General features: G+C 64.2%; 11 protein-coding genes, 1 tRNA gene, 3 other RNA genes and 8 pseudogenes. 11 read left to right on the forward strand and 12 right to left on the reverse strand.

From position 1 onward, the window contains the following. A pseudogene (locus WJW29_RS04845) lies at nucleotides 1-211 on the reverse strand (ISL3 family transposase); the annotation flags it as partial. A 301-nt stretch (nucleotides 212-512) separates the two neighbouring features. On the opposite strand from WJW29_RS04845, the pseudogene WJW29_RS04850 reads away from it, so the two are divergent. The 3 genes and pseudogenes from WJW29_RS04850 to WJW29_RS04860 all read left to right on the forward strand — a co-directional run bounded on the left by WJW29_RS04850 (nucleotide 513) and on the right by WJW29_RS04860 (nucleotide 3,024). Continuing rightward, nucleotides 513-839: pseudogene (locus WJW29_RS04850) on the forward strand (hypothetical protein). A gap of 360 nt (nucleotides 840-1,199) precedes the next feature. Next, nucleotides 1,200-2,801, forward strand: a pseudogene (locus WJW29_RS04855) (rhamnogalacturonan lyase B N-terminal domain-containing protein). A gap of 146 nt (nucleotides 2,802-2,947) precedes the next feature. Beyond that, a non-coding RNA gene (locus WJW29_RS04860) (sX9 sRNA) lies at nucleotides 2,948-3,024 on the forward strand. Nucleotides 3,025-3,417: 393 nt separating this feature from the next. On the opposite strand, the gene WJW29_RS04865 is transcribed toward WJW29_RS04860, so the two are convergent. The 7 genes and pseudogenes from WJW29_RS04865 to WJW29_RS04895 form a co-directional block, all read right to left on the reverse strand. Then, entirely contained in the window at nucleotides 3,418-4,164 is a 747-nt protein-coding gene (locus WJW29_RS04865) for a cellulase (RefSeq protein WP_041182379.1), read from the reverse strand. A gap of 417 nt (nucleotides 4,165-4,581) precedes the next feature. Continuing rightward, nucleotides 4,582-5,395 (reverse strand): annotated as a pseudogene (locus tag WJW29_RS04870) (cellulase). 341 nt (nucleotides 5,396-5,736) lie between these two features. Then, a non-coding RNA gene (locus WJW29_RS04875) (sX9 sRNA) lies at nucleotides 5,737-5,813 on the reverse strand. 98 nt (nucleotides 5,814-5,911) lie between these two features. Continuing rightward, nucleotides 5,912-6,427, reverse strand: coding sequence for a peptide deformylase (gene def, locus WJW29_RS04880; protein ID WP_011407749.1), 516 nt, complete (start codon nucleotides 6,425-6,427; stop codon nucleotides 5,912-5,914). A gap of 321 nt (nucleotides 6,428-6,748) precedes the next feature. Then, nucleotides 6,749-7,171 (reverse strand): annotated as a pseudogene (gene arsC, locus WJW29_RS04885) (arsenate reductase (glutaredoxin)). An 18-nt stretch (nucleotides 7,172-7,189) separates the two neighbouring features. Next, nucleotides 7,190-7,792 (reverse strand): annotated as a pseudogene (locus WJW29_RS04890) (hypothetical protein); the annotation flags it as partial. Nucleotides 7,793-7,942: 150 nt separating this feature from the next. Next, the gene (locus WJW29_RS04895) at nucleotides 7,943-9,811 is read right to left on the reverse strand and encodes a glycosyltransferase family 39 protein (RefSeq protein WP_012445908.1); all 1,869 of its coding nucleotides are present in this window, start codon (nucleotides 9,809-9,811) and stop codon (nucleotides 7,943-7,945) included. 38 nt (nucleotides 9,812-9,849) lie between these two features. Between WJW29_RS04895 and WJW29_RS04900 the strand changes: the two genes are divergently transcribed. The 6 genes and pseudogenes from WJW29_RS04900 to WJW29_RS04925 all read left to right on the forward strand — a co-directional run bounded on the left by WJW29_RS04900 (nucleotide 9,850) and on the right by WJW29_RS04925 (nucleotide 17,540). Next, on the forward strand, nucleotides 9,850-10,803 hold the full coding sequence (locus WJW29_RS04900; protein WP_011407746.1) for a MoxR family ATPase: 954 nt from the start codon (nucleotides 9,850-9,852) through the stop codon (nucleotides 10,801-10,803). A gap of 5 nt (nucleotides 10,804-10,808) precedes the next feature. Then, complete coding sequence (locus tag WJW29_RS04905; RefSeq protein WP_011257917.1) at nucleotides 10,809-11,765, forward strand: DUF58 domain-containing protein; 957 nt, start codon at nucleotides 10,809-10,811, stop codon at nucleotides 11,763-11,765. Beyond that, nucleotides 11,758-12,144: pseudogene (locus WJW29_RS04910) on the forward strand (transglutaminaseTgpA domain-containing protein); the annotation flags it as partial. The gene WJW29_RS04905 and the pseudogene WJW29_RS04910, both read left to right, overlap by 8 nt. 1 nt (nucleotide 12,145) lies before the next feature. Then, nucleotides 12,146-15,445: a type III secretion system effector avirulence protein AvrBs3 gene (avrBs3, locus tag WJW29_RS04915; protein ID WP_206436318.1), complete on the forward strand. Its 3,300-nt coding sequence runs from the start codon at nucleotides 12,146-12,148 to the stop codon at nucleotides 15,443-15,445. Between the two features lie 2 nt (nucleotides 15,446-15,447). Next, nucleotides 15,448-17,010 (forward strand): annotated as a pseudogene (locus tag WJW29_RS04920) (DUF3488 and transglutaminase-like domain-containing protein); the annotation flags it as partial. Then, nucleotides 17,007-17,540, forward strand: a complete 534-nt coding sequence (locus tag WJW29_RS04925) for a Slp family lipoprotein (RefSeq protein ID WP_011257915.1) — start codon at nucleotides 17,007-17,009, stop codon at nucleotides 17,538-17,540. The pseudogene WJW29_RS04920 and the gene WJW29_RS04925, both read left to right, overlap by 4 nt. A gap of 119 nt (nucleotides 17,541-17,659) precedes the next feature. Here the strand turns inward: WJW29_RS04925 and WJW29_RS04930 are convergent, their stop codons facing one another. The 4 genes from WJW29_RS04930 to dnaX form a co-directional block, all read right to left on the reverse strand. Next, nucleotides 17,660-18,010, reverse strand: coding sequence for a histidine triad nucleotide-binding protein (locus WJW29_RS04930; RefSeq protein ID WP_011407744.1), 351 nt, complete (start codon nucleotides 18,008-18,010; stop codon nucleotides 17,660-17,662). A 101-nt stretch (nucleotides 18,011-18,111) separates the two neighbouring features. Continuing rightward, nucleotides 18,112-18,705, reverse strand: coding sequence for a recombination mediator RecR (gene recR, locus WJW29_RS04935; RefSeq protein WP_011257913.1), 594 nt, complete (start codon nucleotides 18,703-18,705; stop codon nucleotides 18,112-18,114). Nucleotides 18,706-18,802: 97 nt separating this feature from the next. Then, on the reverse strand, nucleotides 18,803-19,123 hold the full coding sequence (locus WJW29_RS04940) for a YbaB/EbfC family nucleoid-associated protein (RefSeq protein ID WP_011257912.1): 321 nt from the start codon (nucleotides 19,121-19,123) through the stop codon (nucleotides 18,803-18,805). Between the two features lie 6 nt (nucleotides 19,124-19,129). Then, on the reverse strand, nucleotides 19,130-21,226 hold the full coding sequence (gene dnaX, locus WJW29_RS04945; protein WP_011257911.1) for a DNA polymerase III subunit gamma/tau: 2,097 nt from the start codon (nucleotides 21,224-21,226) through the stop codon (nucleotides 19,130-19,132). 135 nt (nucleotides 21,227-21,361) lie between these two features. Between dnaX and WJW29_RS04950 the strand changes: the two genes are divergently transcribed. Beyond that, a tRNA-Ser gene (locus tag WJW29_RS04950) sits at nucleotides 21,362-21,454 on the forward strand. A 75-nt stretch (nucleotides 21,455-21,529) separates the two neighbouring features. Continuing rightward, nucleotides 21,530-21,626: signal recognition particle sRNA small type (gene ffs / locus WJW29_RS04955), an RNA gene on the forward strand. The last annotated feature ends 157 nt before the right edge of the window (nucleotides 21,627-21,783 follow it).

A 21,783-nucleotide genomic window follows, 5' to 3' on the forward strand; every position in this document is an offset into this window, starting at 1 on the left:
ACTCGTGCTGGAAAAAGTTCAGGTGCCGGTAGGTCTTGACCACGGTGTCATGAACCGGATGCAGCCCCTTTTGGCCCGATACCTTGAACCTCGTGCCCGGCTTGAAGTCCACCGGCACCGTCAACACCTTGGTCGCTTCGTCGAACTCGACCGCGCCTACCGACCACGGCGCGCCGATCCCCAGCGCCGCTTCAAACACCTTGGCCGTCATCCCAATCCCCGCGTCAGTGGTAAACCAGCCGAAATCCTACCCACTCAAATTTTCAGAGAGCCAGTTTTGTTAACCGTTCTTCAACGGCGGTGGTCTGGCGTACACGGGCGATCTGCTGGCATGGCGTGCTGCCGGGTCTCGCCGGCGACCTTAGCTGAAGTGATGCAGCCCATCAGGCCTCTCTCATGTTTTCGGTTTCGTTCCTGGCACCGCTGGGCAACCTTGGCGTCTGGCCCTGGCAGATGCCGCGTGCCCACATCGCCGCTGTACGGCCGTGAGTTCGCTCTTCCAGGGTGGCGGCTTGCGTTCAATTGATCGCGACGTGTTGCGTCAGGCACTGGCCAATCTGCAGCGCGGGATGGAAGCGGTGGGCGGGCGTCTGATTCTCACCGCCGACGCGCTGCTGTTCCAGCCACACGCATTCAATGTCTAAACACAATCGTTGAGCGTGCCTCTTCGGCAGATCGCGGCGATGCAGCCCTGCTGGACACGCCTATTCGGTCTGCTGCCGATCGCACCCACATCGTTGTCGGTGCGGTTGAGCGACGGAAGCGAACATCGCTTCGTGATCGGCAAGCGCGAACAATGGATGGTCGACATCGCCCTGGCACGGGACAGGTTGTGCTGAGTCCCTGCAATGATGCTGCCCTGTCATAGAGTAGCTAACGGAGCGAGCGCGTTCATCGCCAGATGGGCGCGTCTAGTGATCGGTGCGGCGTATGCTACGCGTGCACTGCAGTTGCTGTGCGCCGTCTAGGCTCACCGGATAAATGCAGCCTCCGTTTTGCTAGCGTCTCCGACGCGTGCGCTATCCCTGCCAATCGCAACTGCCCGCCGCGCCGACTGGCCCGCGATGCCCCCATCAGGCACACTACTCTCATATTGATTGCTGGAAGTTCGAACAGTGCGCACGTTCTCTGTCTCCGACGCTCGCCTAGCATCGCGCGCAGGCATCGCAACCAAGTCCTGCTTCCGCACGGTAACCACCATGCCGCGTCATCGCCTGCACACCTTCGCCTGCGCGCTGTTGCTCTATGCCGGCGTCAGCGCACCTGCACTGGCCGAATTCGGGTGCACCCGCAGTGGCGACCGCGTGATTGTCGACAGTGGCGCCGAGCTGGTGTTTTCGGTCGATACACACGATGGCGATATCGTGTCGATGCGCTATCGCGACAACGAACTGCAGACCACCGAACCGAAGGGTTCGCAGATCGCTTCGGGGCTGGGCAGCGCCAGCGTGGACGCACGCATCGCGGGTGGAACGATCATCGTGTCCGCCAAGGCCGGCGATCTGATCCAGTACTACATCGTGCGCAAGGGCCGCAACGCGATCTACATGGCCACGTATGCGCCAACGTTGCCACCAGTGGGCGAATTGCGCTTCGTGGCCCGCTTGAATGTGTCCAAGTTGCCGGATGCGCAGCAGGAACCCGATTCCAATGTCGGCACAGCGATCGAAGGCAACGATGTCTTTTTGTTGCCGGATGGGCGCACCAGTTCCAAATTCTATTCCGCACGCCGAATGATGGACGACCAGGTGCATGGCGTCAGCGGCCCCGGCGTTGCAGTGTTCATGCTGATGGGCAACCGCGAGCACAGCGCGGGTGGGCCGTTCTTCAAGGACATCGCCACGCAAAAGACTCGTGTGACACATGAACTCTAAAACTACATGTATTCCGACCACACCCAGACCGAAGCATTTCGTGGCGGTCTGCATGGTGTGTACGGGTTGTTGTTCACCGATGGCAGCGCGCCATCCGATGCGCAGCTCAACACCGATTTCGTCGATGCCACGCTGGGTCTGAGCGATTATTTGCCGGCAAGCGGGCGCGGTGCAGTCGGCGGGCAAGTGAGCGGCGTGCTGCCCGACCAGCCAGCAGTTATCGGTCTGTGCAACGCGCAGGCGCAATACTGGGCCACCGCGGACGGCAGTGGCGAGTATCAGGTGACAGGTGTGCGCCCGGGCAGATATCGCATGACGCTCTACCAGAACGAACTGGAAGTCGCATGGCGCGATATCGAAGTGTTTGCCAACGACACAGCACACGCCACACTTCAGGCGGTCGCCTTACCGGGCACGCTGAAGTGGCAGATCGGCATTCCCGATGGCACGCCGGCGGGGTTCGGATACGCGGACCTGCTACCGCATGCGCACCCTTCCGATGCGCGCATGCGCTGGTCTGCGACGACGTACACCGTCGGGTCGAGCGGCCAGAGCAGCTTTCCCGCGGTGCAGTGGCGCGGTATCAACACCCCGAGCCGGATCGACTTCACCCTGGCCGCCGACGAGGTACGCGACTATCGCCTGCGCATCTTCGTGCCGTTGGCGCAGGGCAGTGCACGCCCGCAGATCAGCGTGAATGCCCGCTGGAATGGGCCGATGCCTGACGCCCCTCTGCAGCCGAAGACACGCGGCATCACGCGCGGCACGACGCGTGGCAACAACGCCCTGTACGAGATGGACATTCCCGCATCTGCTTTGCAGGCCGGCAGTAACTGCATCGAGATCGGCATTGCCTCCGGCTCCCCGGACAACGGCTTCCTCAGCCCGGCAATCGTGTTTGACAGCATCCAACTGGTGGCGTTGTAGCCGCGGCCGCCAATACGACCTTGCGGTGGTAAGGCACGTGTTGCCGATGCGCAGAATCGGCATGCCGTGCTTGGCCATTGCTAAGAGCAGCTAACAAAACGACTGCACTCACCGCCAGGCGGGCACGGCCGGTGCTCGGAATCGGCATGGACCACGCGTCCACTGCGGTTCTGAGCGCGCTGTCTGCGCCCACCTGACAGCTACTCGCGACGTGTTGTTAGCCGCTCTTAGTTCGTCGCGCCAGCGTCGCACCACAGCGACGCTACGTTGTCGGCCCCAAGTCATCAAGTGCCATGCACCGCGCTTGATGACGCGCAATACATGGCACTTGGCTGAATCAATAAAATGACACGCCATTCGCATGTCATGCCCAGGATGCAGGCACACACGTCAGGGAACCTCTGAACAACTGTTTCGCCAGCGTCCAATCAGTCGCTGGGGCAGTCTCCATAAGTCGCAAGTCATTGATTTGCAGCATGAGCGACCGCCGCGATCAAGCGAAATCCCAAGTTCACTCGTAACGCCACGAGTTGTCTAGAGGTTCCTTAGCGTGCACCGGCACTCGAAGCGCGCCAACTGCGCACCATTGCAGCTGATGGCGCGACAATAGCCGTGTTTACTTGGCTGTAATCGACCCGGTCAGCGACACCGTCCCCATCCCACCGGTCACTTCGAAGCCGGCCTCCACCACCTGAAGATACAGACTGCTGTTGTAGCGGCCATCGCCTTCTCGCAACGCCTGCAACTTGGTCAGAAACGCCTTGACGTCCACATTGACATTGCCCTTGGCCGGCAGCGGATTGCTGTTGCCCGCGGTGCCATGCGGAATAAAGGTGTACACGTAGTAGCCAGCGGCCGAGTTATTTCCCTCCCACAAATCGTAGGTGACGCCGCCCAAGGTAATGGCGTTGGCGGTAGTCAAGGTGCCAACCGGATACGAATTGTTGGCGCCCCAGATCATCACTTCCAATTGCGGGTTGCCCTTGCTGGCGTCCGTGCGAAAGAACAGGTCGTAGGCGAAATCGCCGGTCTGCCCGCTGCCCTTGGTAGTGAATGCCAACCTCCCGCCCAAGCTGCCGATCTTGGACACCTGATGCGGAAAGTAGCTATCGGTGGCCGGGTTCATCGTGTAGTGCCAACCGCGACAGATCGCCGGGTAGCCGTACAAGTTACCGCTAGACAGGTTGTAGGAGATGGTCAGGCTCGGCGTGCTGCCGCTGCCGAAGGTCGCCTGGATGGTGTTATTGGCGTCATTGAAGTTGTTGTTGAACGCGTACTGCTTGCCATAGACCTTGGTCTGTCCGGTGTAGGCACTGGCGCTGGTCGCGACCAGCAGCAAGGCCAGCGCAGCCGCGCGCGGCAACCGACCATCATGGACAAACAGCGGCGAGTGAGAACGGCTATGCATGTGCATCGATGTACTCCGAAAATGGATGGACCAACCAAGCCCACCTGCATCGACATGACGCAGCGCAGTGGGCGAACGACCCTCGCGCATCCGGCACAGACGACGCCTGTGCGTCACCGACCGAATGTCTGCGCACTGGCGGCGCGCAGACGCGGTCATCCATGCCGGCCGCTCACTGTAGCCTCATCCGATGTGCGATGCCACACCACAGGCGACGCACATCTGGCCACTTCGGTTGTCGCGTGTACAAGGAGCCGTGTAGAGATTCGCTATCGAACACAACACACAGCGCGCAGGCTGCGGCAGGCCCCGACGAAACCGTGTGCGGGCCAACCGGTAATGGCGGCCCGCACACCACAGCTGCGGCTGCGCTTACTTCGCATCCATGGTCGCGCTGACCTTGGCCCACCCATTGCCGCGTACAACTTCAAAGCCCGCCTCGGCCGCGCAGGTACATGCTGTTGTTGCAGCGGCCACCCTTGGCGCGATTGTCTTGCAGCCAGGTCAGAAACGGCTTGGCATCCACGTTGAGGCTGCCACTGGTCTTGAGCGTCGACTGGCTGGCGGTGCCGGTGGGAATGAAGGTGTAAACGTCATAGCCGGCGCCGGAATTGAAGCCTTCCCATAGGTCGAAGTTACGCCCACCCGCGGTGCTGACGTTCGTTGCAGTGACAGTGCCGATCGGCCAGGAATTGTGGTCGCCCCAGATCATCACTTCCAGCTGCGGATTGCCCTTGGCGATCTCCCAGCGGAAGAAGATGTCGTAAGCGAAATCGCCGCCCGGATTGGTGCCGCCTGCGCTGTAATTGAATTTGAACGGCAGCGCGCTGATCGACGAGATCTGCTTGGGGAGCAGTGTGTCGGTGGTCGGATTCCAGTCGTAATGCCAGCCGCGCATGATGGCCGGGTAGCCATACACGTTGTAGTCGGCGAAGTTGAAGGTGACCGTCAGCTCGGGTGTACTGCCGGTGCCGAACGTGCCTTGGATGATGTTGTTGGGATCGTTGAAATTGTTCACCCCCGCGTAGTGGCTGCCGAAGATCGTGTACGGGCCGGCAAGTGCCGCAGGGGCGAGTACTACCAGACCGAAGGCCAGCGCTGCGGTCCACCAGCGCGCTGCGCGCCGCCGCGTGGTCGGCGCTCGGGCACCGGTCTGAGGAAAGGATCTGGATGGGCGGGTGTGCATGTTGCCGCTCCGTGTGATCCATCACGGCGGCACTGAGCAGCGCCGTCGAGATCCGCCGCGCGGCGATCGCGGTTGGCCCCTATCAGTGGCGTGGCGAGGGGAGCGGTACCGATTCGGACAGCCCTACTCCGCCAAGCGCGATAGCGGGCGCCACCTTGCACTTGGAGCGTGCGCTGGCTATCAGTTAGCGACCAGGACAGGCGCACGGCGGCACGCAGTGGGCCAGGACAAGCGCGTCCCAAGGTGGCGAATGTTGCGCAGTCACATGCGCATCGGCTATGTCCGCCAAGCAGATGCCGGTTTCCCGTGCGATGGCTTTCCCGGGGGCCGTGGCTAAGAGCGGCTAACAACACGTAGCGAGCAGCTGTCAGGTGGGCGCGGACGGCGCGCCCATGACCGCAGTTGACGCGTGGTCCATGCCGATTCCGAGAACCGGCCGCGCCCGCCTGGCGCAATCTTGCACGGACGGCCGCTTTCCATTGCAGCTAGGCTGCTATGGAAAGCGTGAACGGCATGCTACAGATCGTAAGACAAGACGTCGTCGAAACCGAAGGTGTCAAAGTTTTCGATGCGCGAGGGATACAGACGACCGACCAAGTGATCGTATTCGTGTTGCACCACGCGTGCATGGAAGCCTTCGGCCTCGCGCTCGATCGGGCTGCCGTCGGGCGCAAAGCCGCGGTAACGAATGTAGCGATAACGTGGAATCACTGCACGCAGACCGGGAATCGACAGGCAGCCTTCCCAGCCGTTTTCCATCTCGTCCGATAGCGGTTCGATCTGTGCGTTGGCCAGAGCCGTGAGCGGTACTGCGGGTGCTTCGGGATAGCGCTCGCTGGCTTCGAAACCGAACACCATCAATTGCAGATCCACCGCGATCTGCGGCGCTGCCAAACCGACGCCATGCGCAGCGCCCATGGTTTCGAACATGTCGGACACCAGCGCGTGCAACTCGGCGCTGCCCAGGTTGGTGACCTGTGGCGCCACACGCAGCAAGCGCTTGTCGCCCATGCGGATAATGTCGCGAATCATGGGTGTGCTCCTGAAGATCGTGACGTGGAGTTTGGAGTAGCTGCCAGAACGTAAGCGAGCAATCTTGAGCCAGGAGTGAACAGCGCGCAGGAACTGCAATGAACGGGTGATAGGTACCGACACCTGTGCATGCTGACTCCGAGCGGCGGCCGCGTCGCCGAGCGGTGGGGACAGTCCGCCTCGTTAACCGCTCTCAGAGCGTGCAGAAGGCGTATGCAGCAGCCGCTCATCAGGACTCTAGGATGAGCGCACGGCGTCTAATCTTCAACGTTGCCGCGAACGTGACAGCGTAAGGCCGGCTGCGCGCGCCGGTTGAATATGTCAGCGACGGATGCGTTGCCCGGCCTCGTCCAGCAGAGACTCGCCGTCTTCCTTGACGAAGCCGCGCGTGGCTGGCGGCAACAGGTCGAGCACCAGTTCGGAAGGACGGCACAAGCGCGTGCCGAGCGGGGTCTGGACAAATGGCCGGTTGATCAGGATCGGATGCGCGAGCATTGCGCTCAACAGTGCAGTGTCGTCCAAGGCAGGATCGTCGAGACCCAGCTCCAGATATGGCGATCCTTTCTGGCGGATGGCCTCGCGAACCGTGATGCCGGCAGCGGCGATAAGCGACTGCAGCGTCTCGCGGCTTGGCGGATGCTACAGGTAGTCGACGATCTGCGGTTCGACCCCGGTATGACGAATCAGCGCGAGGGTGTTGCGGGACGTCCCGCAGCCGGGGTTGTGGTAAATGACGGCGTGCATGGTGGCCTGGTGCAGGGTTAGCCAACAGCCGCCGACCAGAAACGTGGTAATCAGATAGACATGCACCGACTCATTTGCATGCGCCAGTGCACGCTCGTTTCCCAGCCAGAAAATACTCAGCGTACAAACCAGCCCAGCGGCGGCATACGCCAGAGCACCCAGACGCTCAGTACGAACCAGACGTAGCAACATCCACACTGACAGCAAAGCCAGCGCAACACCTGCCCAGATCTGCAGTCATCGATTTCCATCCAACCATCTGAGCTCCGCAAGACGCAGCAGATTGGGCAAGACCTCACGATGTCCGTTATCCACCGCAAGCACATTCCGTGGCCAAGGCTGGCTCAGGAGGTTTTTTGCGAATCGCCATGGATCGGCATAGAGCACCTTGGATGACAGCGCGACCAGTGCCACCACCCCGACCGCGAGATAGAACCACTTTGCACCAACCAACAGTGAGTGCGGAAGCTTGCTCCACCCCCTGCATGCTCCCAGGCGGTCGCCGGAATCGCTGGATAAATCCCTATATTTGCGCAGCAATTGCGTTTCCTTTGTTGCCTTGTCGACTAGCACTGGCCGTTTCACGACCGGGACGCCAAGCACATGGCCTGATGGGTGCATCTTAGCGACCGCCAGCGCGGCCAAACCTTTTTTTCGTGCACTACCTCTGACCGATTTGCAGCGCTCCTCACGACAGCCTACACCTTCGGCCAGAGCAGCAGGACGACGCAGAAGATTGCTTGAACGGCGTGGCGACTCTCGCGGACCGCTCTAGTGGACGCTCGATCGGCGCAACTGAGCATCAGCTTTGAAAGTGAGGGGTTGTTCCCACCAATCTTCCACGCTGCCGTCGTGGCCGTGCAGGCGCAGCCCTAGCCAGTGCATGCCGGGCGGTAATGCGTGGGTGTCGAGCGTGGCGGTGAAGCCGACGTTCGGGTGCTGTGGGTCGGTGGAGATTTTCCAGTACGGGCGCACATCGAGCGGTTTGCCGTACGTAGCTTGCGCGACCGGGCGACCATCGAGCAGCAGCTCCACATTCGACAGCCCAATGCCATCCTTGAAGGCCCAGCCACGCACCTCGAGCTTGCCGGACACGGAGACGTTCGGCAGCGGCGTGTCGATCCACGCCATCGCCGGGGTCACGCATGACCCGGGCTGGCGTTGGGCAGGCAGTGCGAACAGCAGGAAGCGCTGATAACCATGATCGATGGACACCACGGTCGGCGGCGGCAGCGGGCCGACCATCTCGCAGATGGCGTGGTAGCGCTTCAACAGCTCGCGATACCGCTGATCGCTGGGCGAGAGCACCAGTAGCCGCGGCCCGGTGCGCGCGCCGTCGCTGAGCACCCCCCACTGCTGCAGCTGCGCGCTACGCCCGTGCTTGTCGTTCAACTCGGCACGCAGCACCTCGACATTGGCGTTGTGCAACTTGAAGCCGAGCTCGGCGCCAACCTTGAAGTTTTCTGCCAGCACGCGCGTGCCCGGCGGCATCTGCGCCAGCTGGGACTTCACCGCACGCGCCAGATCGTCCCAGCCGGCGAAGTTGCGCGGGTAGTATTTTTCGCCAGCGGCATGCGCGCGGATCGACGGCACCGACACCGCCAGGTAGTAGCCGTAAGCGCCAAGCATGCCGAGCAGTGCGATCAGCCACGCCGCGCGGCGCAGCGGGTGCGGCCAGCGCATCAGGATCACCGGCACCGCCACCAGCAGCGCCAGATAGCCGGGTAGCGGCCAGTGGAAGCTGATCCGCTCGGCATCGCTGAAGAAGCCGAGCACGAAGATCGCTATGGTCGACATGCCGCCAAGCAAACCGAAATAGCGCCATTGCGCACGTGCGCCGCCACCACTGCGGTTGCCGGCCAGACCAACCTCGACCATCGCCCAGGCCAACAGCGGCGTCACCGCCACCGTCTGGATCAGCAGGAACCACAGCCCGGCGATCTGAAAACGCCACGGATGCCGGTCGACCAATTGAAAGCGCAATCCGGCGTCGTCATGGTCGGTATTCCAGAACAGCAGCGGCAACCAGCTCACCGCGCCCACCGTCAGCGCCATCCAGATGCGCGGATCGCGCATCACCGCGCGCCCTTGCGGGATGCACAGCAATGCGATGCAGCCCACCCCGATCACGCCGACGAAGCGATAGTGGCTGAGCGCACCGATGACCAAGCCGATGGCGAGCTCCAGCGCACTGGTGGCATCGACCTCGCGCAGCAAGCGCGCACCGGCATCCATGCACAGCACCGCCGCCAAGGCCATCGGCACATCCGGCACAGCCAGAATGCCCAGCGTGGCCGATAGCGGCATCAGCAAGGTCAGGCTGCCGGCCTGCCAGCCCAGCGTGGAGCCGAACCAGCGCGTGGCGATATGCGCGATCAACCAGGGAATCAGCGCGGAAATGGCCAGAAACGGTAGTCGCAACGCCAGAAGGTGATGTCCACCGAGCTCGACACCCAGACGTGCCAGCCAAGCGGTCATGCCCGGCAGGTCCGAATACGCTGCGGCCAGATGCTGGCCTTCCTGCCAGTAGAACGCCTCGTCCACGAACAGCGGCAAGCGTGCGGCGATCAATAGCTTGACGGCCGTGGCCAGTGTCCACAGGATCACGAAGGTGCGATGTGCGCGTTGGTCCCCCTGCATTGCCCTGTGCACTCTTCATTTCCACCTACGGAATTGTGATGTCGACACCGCTGCGTTCCACGGAAATGCTAACCGATGCGCTCCGCCAATCGCTGCGGCGCGCGCAAGACCAGGTCAATTCGCTGCTGTTGGGCAAGGCGCAGGAAGTGCGGCTGGCATTCGTGGCGCTGCTGTCCGGTGGACACTTATTGATCGAGGACCTGCCCGGCCTGGGCAAGACCACCCTCGCCCATGCGATGGCCTCCAGCCTGGGGCTGGGCTTTCAGCGCGTGCAGTTCACCTCAGACCTGTTGCCGGCCGATGTCCTGGGCGTATCGGTGTACGACGCCACCTCGCGGCAGTTCCAGTTCCATCCCGGCCCGGTGTTCACCAACGTACTGCTGGCGGACGAAATCAATCGCGCCCCGCCGCGCACGCAGAGCTCGCTGCTGGAAGCGATGGCCGAGCAGCAGGTGACGCTGGATGGCGTGACGCATGCGTTGCCGGAACCGTTCTTCGTGATCGCCACGCAGAACCCGGTCGATCTGTCCGGCACCTTCCCGCTGCCGGATTCGCAGCTGGACCGCTTCCTGCTGCGGCTGAGCCTGGGCTACCCCAGCGCCGACGCCGAGCGTGCGCTGCTCTCCGGGGTGGATCGGCGCGAATTAATCGCCCAGGCTGCCCCGCAACTCAGCGACGCCGACGTGGTTGCGCTGCGCGCAGTGGTCAATCAGATCCATACCAGCGATGCGCTGATCGGCTATGTGCAGGCCTTGCTGCTACGTAGTCGCCAGCATGCCGGGGTGCGCGTGGGCCTGTCGCCGCGTGCAGGCATCGCCTTGCTGCGCGCTGCAAAGGCCTATGCGCTGCTGCTTGGGCGCGAGCATGTCCTGCCTGAAGACGTGCAGGCGCTGTTTGTGGCGGTGGCCGGTCACCGGCTGGTGCCGGAAGCCGAATCTTCGTCCGGGCCGGCGCTAGCCAAGGCGCTACTGCACAGCGTGCCGGTGGACTGACCCACATGCATGCGCGCCTGCGCGGCATCGGCCGCCGACTCAGCCTGCTGGCACGTCCGCGGGGCCCCGAGGCCTTGCCGATCGTGCTGGATCGGCGGCGTATTTATGTGCTGCCGACCCGCTTCGGGCTGTTCGTCGCCGCGTTACTGCTGGCGATGCTGCTGGGCGCACTGAACTACAACAACAATCCGGCGCTGCTGCTCGCACTGCTGCTGGCCACGGCCGGGATCGCCAGCAGCATCATGGCGCACCTGCAGTTGTCAGCGCTGCGTATCGAAGCGGCATCAGCCGAGCCGGTGATCGCCGGCGAACCGCTGCGCATGCGGGTGTCGTTGGCACGTCGCGATACCCGCACACGGCGCGGGCTGCGCCTGGATCATCTGGAGAGCAACGGTTTCTGTTCGCTGATCGAGCACGACATGGCCGAGGTCGATCTACTTGTGCCGACCGAGCGCCGCGGCTGGCAGGACATCGAGCGCATCCGCCTGTCCAGCACTCAGCCGCTGGGCCTGGTGCGCGCCTGGTCGTGGGTGTGGCCGGAAACGCCATTGCTGGCCTATCCCAAGCCAGAAGAACAGGGCCCTGCGCTGCCCGATGGTGCGGGTTCGCCCAACCAGACCCGCTTGCACGCGCAAGGCGAGGAACTGCATCAGTTACGCCCGTATCGCGCCGGCGATGCACCACGCACGATTTCCTGGAAACATTCGGCACGTCGCGACACGCTGCTGGTGCGCGAATACGAAAAGCCGCTGGGGATCGAAGTCACGCTGGACTGGCGCACGCTCAACGCGCTGCCGTACGAGCGCCGCATCGCGCGGCTGGCGCGCTGGGTCAACCTGGCCGAACGCGACGGGAACCGCTATCGGCTGCTGCTGCCGGGCCAGCCGCCGCTGGGTCCCGCGCAAGGGCCTTCGCACCATCACCTGTGTCTGCGCGCCCTGGCCCTGCTTCCGCATGACTGAGCCCTCGCTTCCGATCAGCCAGGCCAGCCGCGCCTGGGTGCTGGCCACCAGTTGGCTGGCGTTGACGCCGCTGCTGTTGCAGCTGCCCGGCTTGCTTGCCGCCACCGTTGCCGTGGCCGCCATGCTGGTCGGCGTGCTGAGCTGGCGCGGCACCTTGATGGCGCCGGTGCGGTTGTTGCTGGTGATCGCGATGTTGGCAGCGGTGTACTGGCAGATCGGCATGCGCTTCGGCCGCGATACCGGCTGCGCGGTGCTCGCCGCCATGCTGGCGATCAAGGCCTGCGAACTGCGCACCTTGCGCGATGCGCGCAGCCTGCTCGGCTTTGCATTGTTCGCGCCGTTTGCCGCCTTTTTGCTCGACCAGGGGCCAGCGACGATGGATGGATCCCATTCGTTCGCGTACGCCAAGTCCTGCCCGCGAGCTTCTGCCCGGACCCCAACCGGATAGGGTTCAGCCGACTGCAGATCGGGGGGGGGCTCCGCCTGCTGGCGGCCCCCTGGATGGCTTGCCCGCTCGGCGGACGATGTCCCGGACCCGGCTGCCATCTCCCCCTGCGCCCTCGCCTGCGTTCCCGGCGGGCAGCTTCAGCGATCTGCTCCGTCAAGTCGATACATCGCTTCTTGATTCGATGCCTGCCGTCGGCACGCCGCATACAGCGGCTGCCCCAGCAGAGTGGGATGAGATGCAATCGGGTCTGCGTGCAGCCGATGACCCGCCACCCACCGTGCGTGTCGCTGTCACTGCCGCGCGGCCGCCGCGCGCCAAGCCGGCCCCGCGACGGCGTGCGGCGCAACCCTCCGACGCTTCGCCGGCCGCGCAGGTGGATCTACGCACGCTCGGCTACAGTCAGCAGCAGCAAGAGAAGATCAAACCGAAGGTGCGTTCGACAGTGGCGCAGCACCACGAGGCACTGGTGGGCCATGGGTTTACACACGCGCACATCGTTGCGCTCAGCCAACACCCGGCAGCGTTAGGGACCGTCGCTGTCAAGTATCAGCACATAATCACGGCGTTGCCAGAGGCGACACACGAAGACATCGTTGGCGTCGGCAAACAGTGGTCCGGCGCACGCGCCCTGGAGGCCTTGCTCACGAAGGCGGGGGAGTTGAGAGGTCCGCCGTTACAGTTGGACACAGGCCAACTTCTCAAGATTGCAAAACGTGGCGGCGTGACCGCAGTGGAGGCAGTGCATGCATGGCGCAATGCACTGACGGGTGCCCCCCTGAACCTGACCCCGGACCAAGTGGTGGCCATCGCCAGCAATATTGGCGGCAAGCAGGCGCTGGAGACGGTGCAGCGGCTGTTGCCGGTGCTGTGCCAGGCCCATGGCCTGACCCCGGACCAGGTGGTGGCCATCGCCAACAATAACGGCGGCAAGCAGGCACTGGAGACGGTGCAGCGGCTGTTGCCGGTGCTGTGCCAGGCCCATGGCCTGACCCCGGCGCAGGTGGTGGCCATCGCCAGCAATAACGGCGGCAAGCAGGCGCTGGAGACGGTGCAGCGGCTGTTGCCGGTGCTGTGCCAGGACCATGGCCTGACCCCGGACCAAGTGGTGGCCATCGCCAGCAATATTGGCGGCAAGCAGGCGCTGGAGACGGTGCAACGGCTGTTGCCGGTGCTGTGCCAGGACCATGGCCTGACCCCGGACCAGGTCGTGGCCATCGCCAGCAATATTGGCGGCAAGCAGGCGCTGGAGACGGTGCAGCGGCTGTTGCCGGTGCTGTGCCAGACCCATGCCCTGACCCCGGACCAGGTGGTGGCCATCGCCAGCAATATTGGCGGCAAGCAGGCGCTGGAGACGGTGCAGCGGCTGTTGCCGGTGCTGTGCCAGGACCACGGCCTGACCCCGGCGCAGGTGGTGGCCATCGCCAGCCACGATGGCGGCAAGCAGGCGCTGGAGACGGTGCAGCGGCTGTTGCCGGTGCTGTGCCAGGACCATGGCCTGACCCCGGACCAGGTGGTGGCCATCGCCAGCAATAGTGGCGGCAAGCAGGCGCTGGAGACGGTGCAGCGGCTGTTGCCGGTGCTGTGCCAGGCCCATGGCCTGACCCTGGACCAGGTGGTGGCCATCGCCAGCCATGGCGGCGGCAAGCAGGCGCTGGAGACGGTGCAGCGGCTGTTGCCGGTGCTGTGCCAGGACCATGGCCTGACCCCGGACCAGGTGGTGGCCATCGCCAGCAATAACGGCGGCAAGCAGGCGCTGGAGACGGTGCAGCGGCTGTTGCCGGTGCTGTGCCAGGACCATGGCCTGATCCCGGACCAGGTGGTGGCCATCGCCAACAATAACGGCGGCAAGCAGGCGCTGGAGACGGTGCAGCGGCTGTTGCCGGTGCTGTGCCAGGCCCATGGCCTGACCACGGACCAGGTGGTGACCATCGCCAGCAATAACGGCGGCAAGCAGGCGCTGGAGACGGTGCAACGGCTGTTGCCGGTGCTGTGCCAGGACCATGGCCTGACCCCGGACCAGGTCGTGGCCATCGCCAGCAATATTGGCGGCAAGCAGGCGCTGGAGACGGTGCAGCGGCTGTTGCCGGTGCTGTGCCAGGACCATGGCCTGACCCCGGACCAGGTCGTGGCCATCGCCAGCAATATTGGCGGCAAGCAGGCGCTGGAGACGGTGCAGCGGCTGTTGCCGGTGCTGTGCCAGGACCATGGCCTGACCCCGGACCAGGTCGTGGCCATCGCCAGCAATGGCGGCGGCAAGCAGGCGCTGGAGACGGTGCAGCGGCTGTTGCCGGTGCTGTGCCAGGACCATGGCCTGACCCCGGACCAGGTGGTGGCCATCGCCAGCCACGATGGTGGCAAGCAGGCGCTGGAGAGCATTGTTGCCCAGTTATCTCGCCCTGATCCGGCGTTGGCCGCGTTGACCAACGACCACCTCGTCGCCTTGGCCTGCCTCGGCGGACGTCCTGCCCTGGATGCAGTGAAAAAGGGATTGCCGCACGCGCCGGAATTGATCAGAAGAGTCAATCGCCGTATTGGCGAACGCACGTCCCATCGCGTTGCCGACTACGCGCAAGTGGTTCGCGTGCTGGAGTTTTTCCAGTGCCACTCCCACCCAGCGTACGCATTTGATGAGGCCATGACGCAGTTCGGGATGAGCAGGAACGGGTTGGTACAGCTCTTTCGCAGAGTGGGCGTCACCGAACTCGAAGCCCGCGGTGGAACGCTCCCCCCAGCCTCGCAGCGTTGGGACCGTATCCTCCAGGCATCAGGGATGAAAAGGGCCAAACCGTCCCCTACTTCAGCTCAAACACCGGATCAGGCGTCTTTGCATGCATTCGCCGATTCGCTGGAGCGTGACCTTGATGCGCCCAGCCCAATGCACGAGGGAGATCAGACGCGGGCAAGCAGCCGTAAACGGTCCCGATCGGATCGTGCTGTCACCGGCCCCTCCACACAGCAATCTTTCGAGGTGCGCGTTCCCGAACAGCGCGATGCGCTGCATTTGCCCCTCAGCTGGAGGGTAAAACGCCCGCGTACCAGGATCGGGGGCGGCCTCCCGGATCCTGGTACGCCCATCGCTGCCGACCTGGCAGCGTCCAGCACCGTGATGTGGGAACAAGATGCGGCCCCCTTCGCAGGGGCAGCGGATGATTTCCCGGCATTCAACGAAGAGGAGCTCGCATGGTTGATGGAGCTATTGCCTCAGTCAGGCTCAGTCGGAGGGACGATCTGAGCCTGGCGCTGCTGGCGGTGGTCAGCGCCTTGCTGAGCATGCAGCGGCTGGCCGACGAAGAGCACCGCACCGCCACGCCCGCGCTGCGGATGCAGTTGCGCGGCATCGGCAAATTGGTCGCCATCGGCGTGCCGCTAGCGCTGGTCACCTTCTGGTTGCTGCCACGCCTGAGTGCACCGCTGTGGGGCGTGCCCGAACGTGCGCTGTCGCGGCCCGGGCTGTCGGACAACATGTTGCCGGGCGAATGGATCGACCTGATGGCCGATGACAGCCCGGCCTTGCGCGTGCAGTTCACCGGCAAGGCGCCACCGCCGCAACAGCGCTACTGGCGTGGGCCGGTGATGTGGGACTTCGACGGTCGCACCTGGCAGCGCGCGCGCTGGACCGGCCGCGCCCAACCCGCTTCGGTTACCGCAGGCCCGCAAACCTATCGTTATCGCCTGGATTACGAGCCCACCGATCGCCGCCAACTGGTGTCGCTGGATCTACCCACCCAAGCGGTAGCCAACGCCGAGTTATCGCCCGACTACGAACTGTTCGCGCAACGCCCCTTGAGCGCGCTGACCCGCTGGGACCTGCAATCGGCACCGCCAACGCGCTTCGATACCGACCTGCCCGATCAATTGCGCAAGCGTGCGCTCGCCCTGCCGCCCGGCTTCAATCCGCGCACGCTCGCGCTGGCACGGCAATGGCGTAGCGAGGCCGGCAAGAACGACGATGCAGTGGTGCAGCGCGCGCTGCGCTGGATCACCCGCGAATTCGCCTACACGCTGGACACGCCGCTACTCGGCCGCAACAGCGTCGACGAGTTCCTGTTTCAGCAAAAGGCCGGTTTCTGCGAACACTTCAGTTCCTCGTTCGTCGTGCTGATGCGCGCGGCAGGCATCCCGGCACGTGTGGTTACCGGATATGCAGGCGGCACCTACAACCGGCTGGGCGATTATTGGGTGGTACGGCGCATGGACGCACACGCCTGGACCGAAATCTGGCTGGCCGGGCGTGGCTGGGTGCGTGTGGATCCGACCGCCGCGGTGGCACCGGAACGCATCTACGACACACTCGAAGATCGCCTGCAAACCCAAGGCGGCAACAACTTCGCCGACCTCGGCGCATGGGCCAGCATTGGCCAGGTCGGCGATTGGCTACGCCGTGGCTGGAATGAGCTGGTGTTGTCCTTCGATGCCGACCGCCAGCAACGGCTGCTGCAACCCTTCGGCATCGATCGCCTGGACACCTCGCAACTCGCCGTCATCTTCGGCGTGTTCGCGGTGAGCGCGCTGGCATGGATGGGCTGGTTGCTGGCACGCGGCGAACGCGAGCGCGATCCGTTGCTGCGCGCTTGGCACCGGCTGAGCCGCCGCTACCGCAAGCTCGGCCTTGCCCGCGAGCCGCACGAACCAGCCATCGTCTGGGCACAACGTGTCGCCCGGTCACACCCGAAGACGGCATTGCTGGCACTCAGCCAACGTTTCGCTGCCGCGCGATACGCTGGCACTGATTCGGACAGCGCCACTCTCTTGAAAGATTTGCTGCAGCATCGCCCGCGAACCGGAGCTTCCTCATGAGTACCCGTTTTCTTGTTCCTCTTATCGCTGTGCTCGGGCTCGCAGCCTGCGCCACCGCGCCCAAGCCGTTGCAGGGCCAGTTCCCTACGGTCAGTCCGAGCGACTCCACCGCCAGCGCCCAGGTCGGCACCTCCGTGCGCTGGGGCGGCAAGATCATCAAGACCACGCCTGGCCAGGGCCAGACCTGCTTTGAACTGATCTCGCGCCCGCTCAATGCCAGCGGTCGGCCGGACCGTGATGCAGTGGATGCCAGCGACGGCCGCTTCCTGGCCTGCCGCTCGGGCTTCTACGATCCGGCGGTGTTCGAACCTGGCCGCGAAGTGACCTTCATCGGCAAGATCGAAGGCTACGAAACCACCAAGATCGGCGAGTACGACTACAAGCTGCCCAAGGTCAATGCCGACGTGGTCTACCTGTGGCCGGTCGTGCGCGACGTGGAAGTCGTACCGGCTTACCCGTACGGTCCGTGGGGCGACCCGTGGGGTCCACGCTGGGGCGGCGGTTGGGGCTGGGGCCGCGGCTGGTGGTAATGCGCCGCTGACCTGAGTGTTATTCGCAAAAACGCCGCTCGCAGGGAGCGGCGTTTTTGTATGTGCGCGACGATCGCCGCGCTATACCGACTGCGCGCAGCGCACGATCAACCGACGCATCACGGCGTGCCGAAACGGCCCAGCGGTGCACCGGCCAACAAATGCAGATGGATATGAAACACCGTCTGGCCGGCATGCTCGCGGCAATTCATCACAATGCGGTAGCCGTCCTGCGCCAGCCCCTGTGCGCGCGCATATGCCGCCGCCGCAATGGCCAACTGACCGACCAGCAGCGCCTGCTCCGGTGGCACATCGTCCAAGGTCGGAATGGCGTGCTGCTTGGGAATGAAGAGCACATGCACCGGCGCCTGTGGTGCGATGTCTTGGAAGCCCAGCACCTCATCGTCTTCATAGACGATGGTGGCCGGGATTTCGCGACGAATGATTTTGCCGAAGATGGTGTCGGTCATGGTTCGGGATTGGAAATTCGTGATTCGGGATTGGTAACAGCTTACCGTGCGCGCCAGCACGGCTTTGCGAATCCCAAATCCCGCCTCCCCAATCCCCGCCCTCACAGCACCTCACTGCGGGTGCCGAAGGCGTGCGACAGGGTGCCGCGATCCACGTATTCCAGCTCGCCGCCCAGCGGCATGCCCTGGGCAAGCCGGCTCGGGCGTACCGCGTGCTGGCGGGCAAGCTGCGCGAGGTAATGGGCGGTCGCCTCGCCTTCCACGGTGGCGTTGGTGGCGATGATCATTTCGGTCACTTCGCCAGCGGCCAGACGCTCGCCGAGCCGATCCAATCCCAGTTCGCGTGGGCCGATGCCATCCAGCGGCGACAGGCGCCCCTGCAGGACGAAATACAGCCCGCGGTAGCCGGTGGCATGCTCGATTGCCAGGCGGTCGGCCGGCGATTCGACCACGCACAATTGCTGCCGGTCGCGACTGCTGCTGGCGCAAATGGTGCAGATCTCGGACTCGGTGAAGTCGCGGCACTGCACGCAATGCCCCACCTTTTCCACCGCATTGGCCAACGTCGTCGCCAGACGCCGCCCACCCTCGCGCTCGCGCTCGAGCACGTGATACGCCATGCGCTGCGCCGACTTCTGGCCCACACCGGGCAATACCCGGAAGGCCTCGATCAGTTGTTCTAGCAGTGAGGACATTGGGTGGCCGGGATTGGAAATTCGGGATTTGGAATTCGCAACGGCAAAGGCCTTTGCACTTAGCTCATCCCAAATCCCGACTCCCGAATCCCTTCGCTCAGAACGGCAACTTCATGCCCGGCGGCAACTGCATGCCGGCAGTGGCCGAACCCATGCGGTCCTTGGATTCGGCGTCGATCTTGTTGGAGGCGTCGTTGAAGGCGGCAGCGATCAGGTCCTCGGCCATCTCCTGGTCGGAGAGGATGCTCGGATCGATCCGCACCTTGCGGCACTCCTTGGCGCCGGTCAGCGTCACGTTGACCATGCCGCCGCCGGCAGTGCCGGTGACTTCCAGCTTGGCCAGTTCTTCCTGGGCGCGCTGCAGGTTTTCCTGCATCTTCTGCGCCTGCTGCATCAGTTGGGCAATGTTTCCACGCATGGGGCGTTACTCGTCGTAAGGGCGGATGGAATCGGGGACGATCCGCGCGCCTTGCTGCTGGATCAGCAGCTGCACCGTCGGGTCGTTCATAAAGGCTGTTTCGGCCGCGCTCTGGCGCTCGCCTTTCTGGCGGTTGGCACGCTCGTGCAAGGTTTCGACATCGGCGCTACCGGTTTCGATGACGATGCGCGGCGTGTTTCCCAACACCGGTGCCAACGCCTGCGCGAGGTTGGCGATGGAGCGCTCGGAATGGAGATATTCAAAACCCGGCGCCAGCGCCAGCCGCAGCACGCCATCGCGATGACCGATAAACGCGGCGTTGGCGGCCAGCTGCCGCGACGGTCCATTCAAGCCACTGCGCGTGACCAGCTCCAGCCATTGCTCGGCATCGGCGATACAGCCGTCGTCGAGCAAAGCCGATGCATCGGCTGCTGAGTCTGCTGCGGATACTGCCGTTGCTGGTGGCGTGACCACTGCTGGCTCTGCAAACGATGAGGGCTCGACAAGCGCGGCCGGCGAAGATGTTGCAACCGAAACCGGAGCGTCCTCTGCGGCGTCGGACGCGATCGCAACGGGTTGTGCGAGCTCGACGGGTGCGGACGACGGCGAAGCCATCGCGGCTTCAGGCGCAAGCACGGCCATCGTGTCGGACGCAGTTGTGGCCTGCGTGCGCACCGGCGCATCGTCCACTGCCCACGGCGGCGTGTCGTCAATGCGCGCGCTGGCTGCAGACGCGCGACTGGGCGAAGAAGATTCTTGGGGAGGAAGCATGACAACGGGAGCCGGCGCCGGAGCTGCGGCCGGAGTCGGAGTTGCCTGGGTCGCGGATGCCGGCAGGGACGCCTCCGCCGCCGCCACAGGCATCGTATCCGTCACCGCAGCAGTCGCGGCCACCATGGGGGGCGCAGCTGTCACCGGCGCTGCCAGTGCCGGCGCAGCAGCCTGACCGCCGGCAGCGGCAGAACGCGCACCACCGCCCGCCGTGGTGCCGCGTCCGTCGTCCGAGCCGCCAGCCGGCACCGCCGCAGCGGGGCGGAAGGCGAGCATGCGCAGCACTGCCATCTCGAAGCCAGCGCGCGGACTGGGCGCCAGATACAGATCACGACGCCCGTTGAGCGCCATCTGGTACCACAGCTGCACCACTTCCGGCCGCAACTGCGCCGCAAAAGGAGTCGGGTCGATGCCGTCGCCAACAAAGGCCACCGACGGCACCAGCTGCTGCACCTGCACGCGATGCAACGCCTCGGCCAGGGCCTCCAACACCCCGCTCCAATCGGGCGAAAACTCAGCCAGCGCGGCCACGACCTGCATCAGGCGCGCGCCATCGCCATCGGCCAGCGATTGCAGCATCGCGCCGACCTGGGTGCGATCGACCGTGCCCAACATGGTGCGCACCACGTCCTCGCGCAGCGCGCCGCCGGCATAGGCGATCGCCTGATCCAGCAGCGACAGGCCATCGCGCAACGAGCCGTCGGCTGCCTTGGACAGCTGCACAATCGCCGACAGATCCGATTCGATCTGCTCGGCGGCCAGGATGCGGGTCATCTGGCCCTGAATCTGGTCCTCGTCCAGCCGCTTGAGGTTGAACTGCAAGCAGCGCGACAGCACCGTCACCGGCAATTTCTGCGGGTCGGTGGTAGCCAGCAGGAACTTCACGTGCTCCGGCGGCTCTTCCAGCGTCTTGAGCAGCGCATTGAACGCCGCCTTGGACAGCATGTGCACTTCGTCGATCAGGTAAACCTTGAACTTGCCGCGCGAGGGCATGTACTGCGCGTTCTCGATCACCTCGCGCACATCGTCCACGCCGGTGTTGGACGCGGCATCGATCTCCAGCAGGTCGATGTAACGACCGGCGTCGATGTCCAGGCAGGCCGGGCACTGGCCGCATGGGTCGGCACTTGTACCGGTCTCGCAGTTGAGCGACTTGGCGAAGATGCGCGCAATGGTGGTCTTGCCCACGCCGCGGGTGCCGGTGAACAGGAACGCGTGATGCACGCGCCCACTGTCGAGCGCGTTACTGAGCGCGCGGACCACGTGTTCCTGGCCTACGAGTTCGGCAAAACGCTTCGGGCGCCACTTGCGGGCGAGAACGAGATAGGACATCGGGCAACCGGCTCTGTTTGAGCCGATATTGTGCCACGCCCGGTCTCAACGGCTGCGGCTGGAAGATTCAGCTTGTGGTACGGGCCGGCGACGGCTAGACTTTGCGGCCCTGTTCGACCACGGTCGTGCAGGCACGGAGAGGTGTCCGAGTGGTTGAAGGAGCACGCCTGGAAAGTGTGTAAGCGTCTAAACCGCGCTTCGGGGGTTCGAATCCCCCTCTCTCCGCCAGATTCATGATTTGCGCAAAGGCACCCATGTCGCAAATCGCAGGGCCATGCCAATGGTCCACGTCTTATGGTGGCCCCGTCGGTCCCTCGCGACGCTAGATCGAAAATCCCGCCAGGGCCGGAAGGCAGCAACGGTATCGATTGATGCGGGCGCCGAGGTCAACCGGCGGGGGCACCACCCTAACTTTCGACAGACTCCGGGCAAGCTAGCCGGAGCATCGGCTTGCTCACGACATGATCGAGCGATCAAGCAAGAAGTCAACTCGTGCCGCGCTGAGCGCTGATGCAAAGCCTGTCGCCTGCCCACGCGCGGATGCGCGCCGGATCCGC

This window comes from Xanthomonas sp. JL1 (assembly GCF_038405005.1).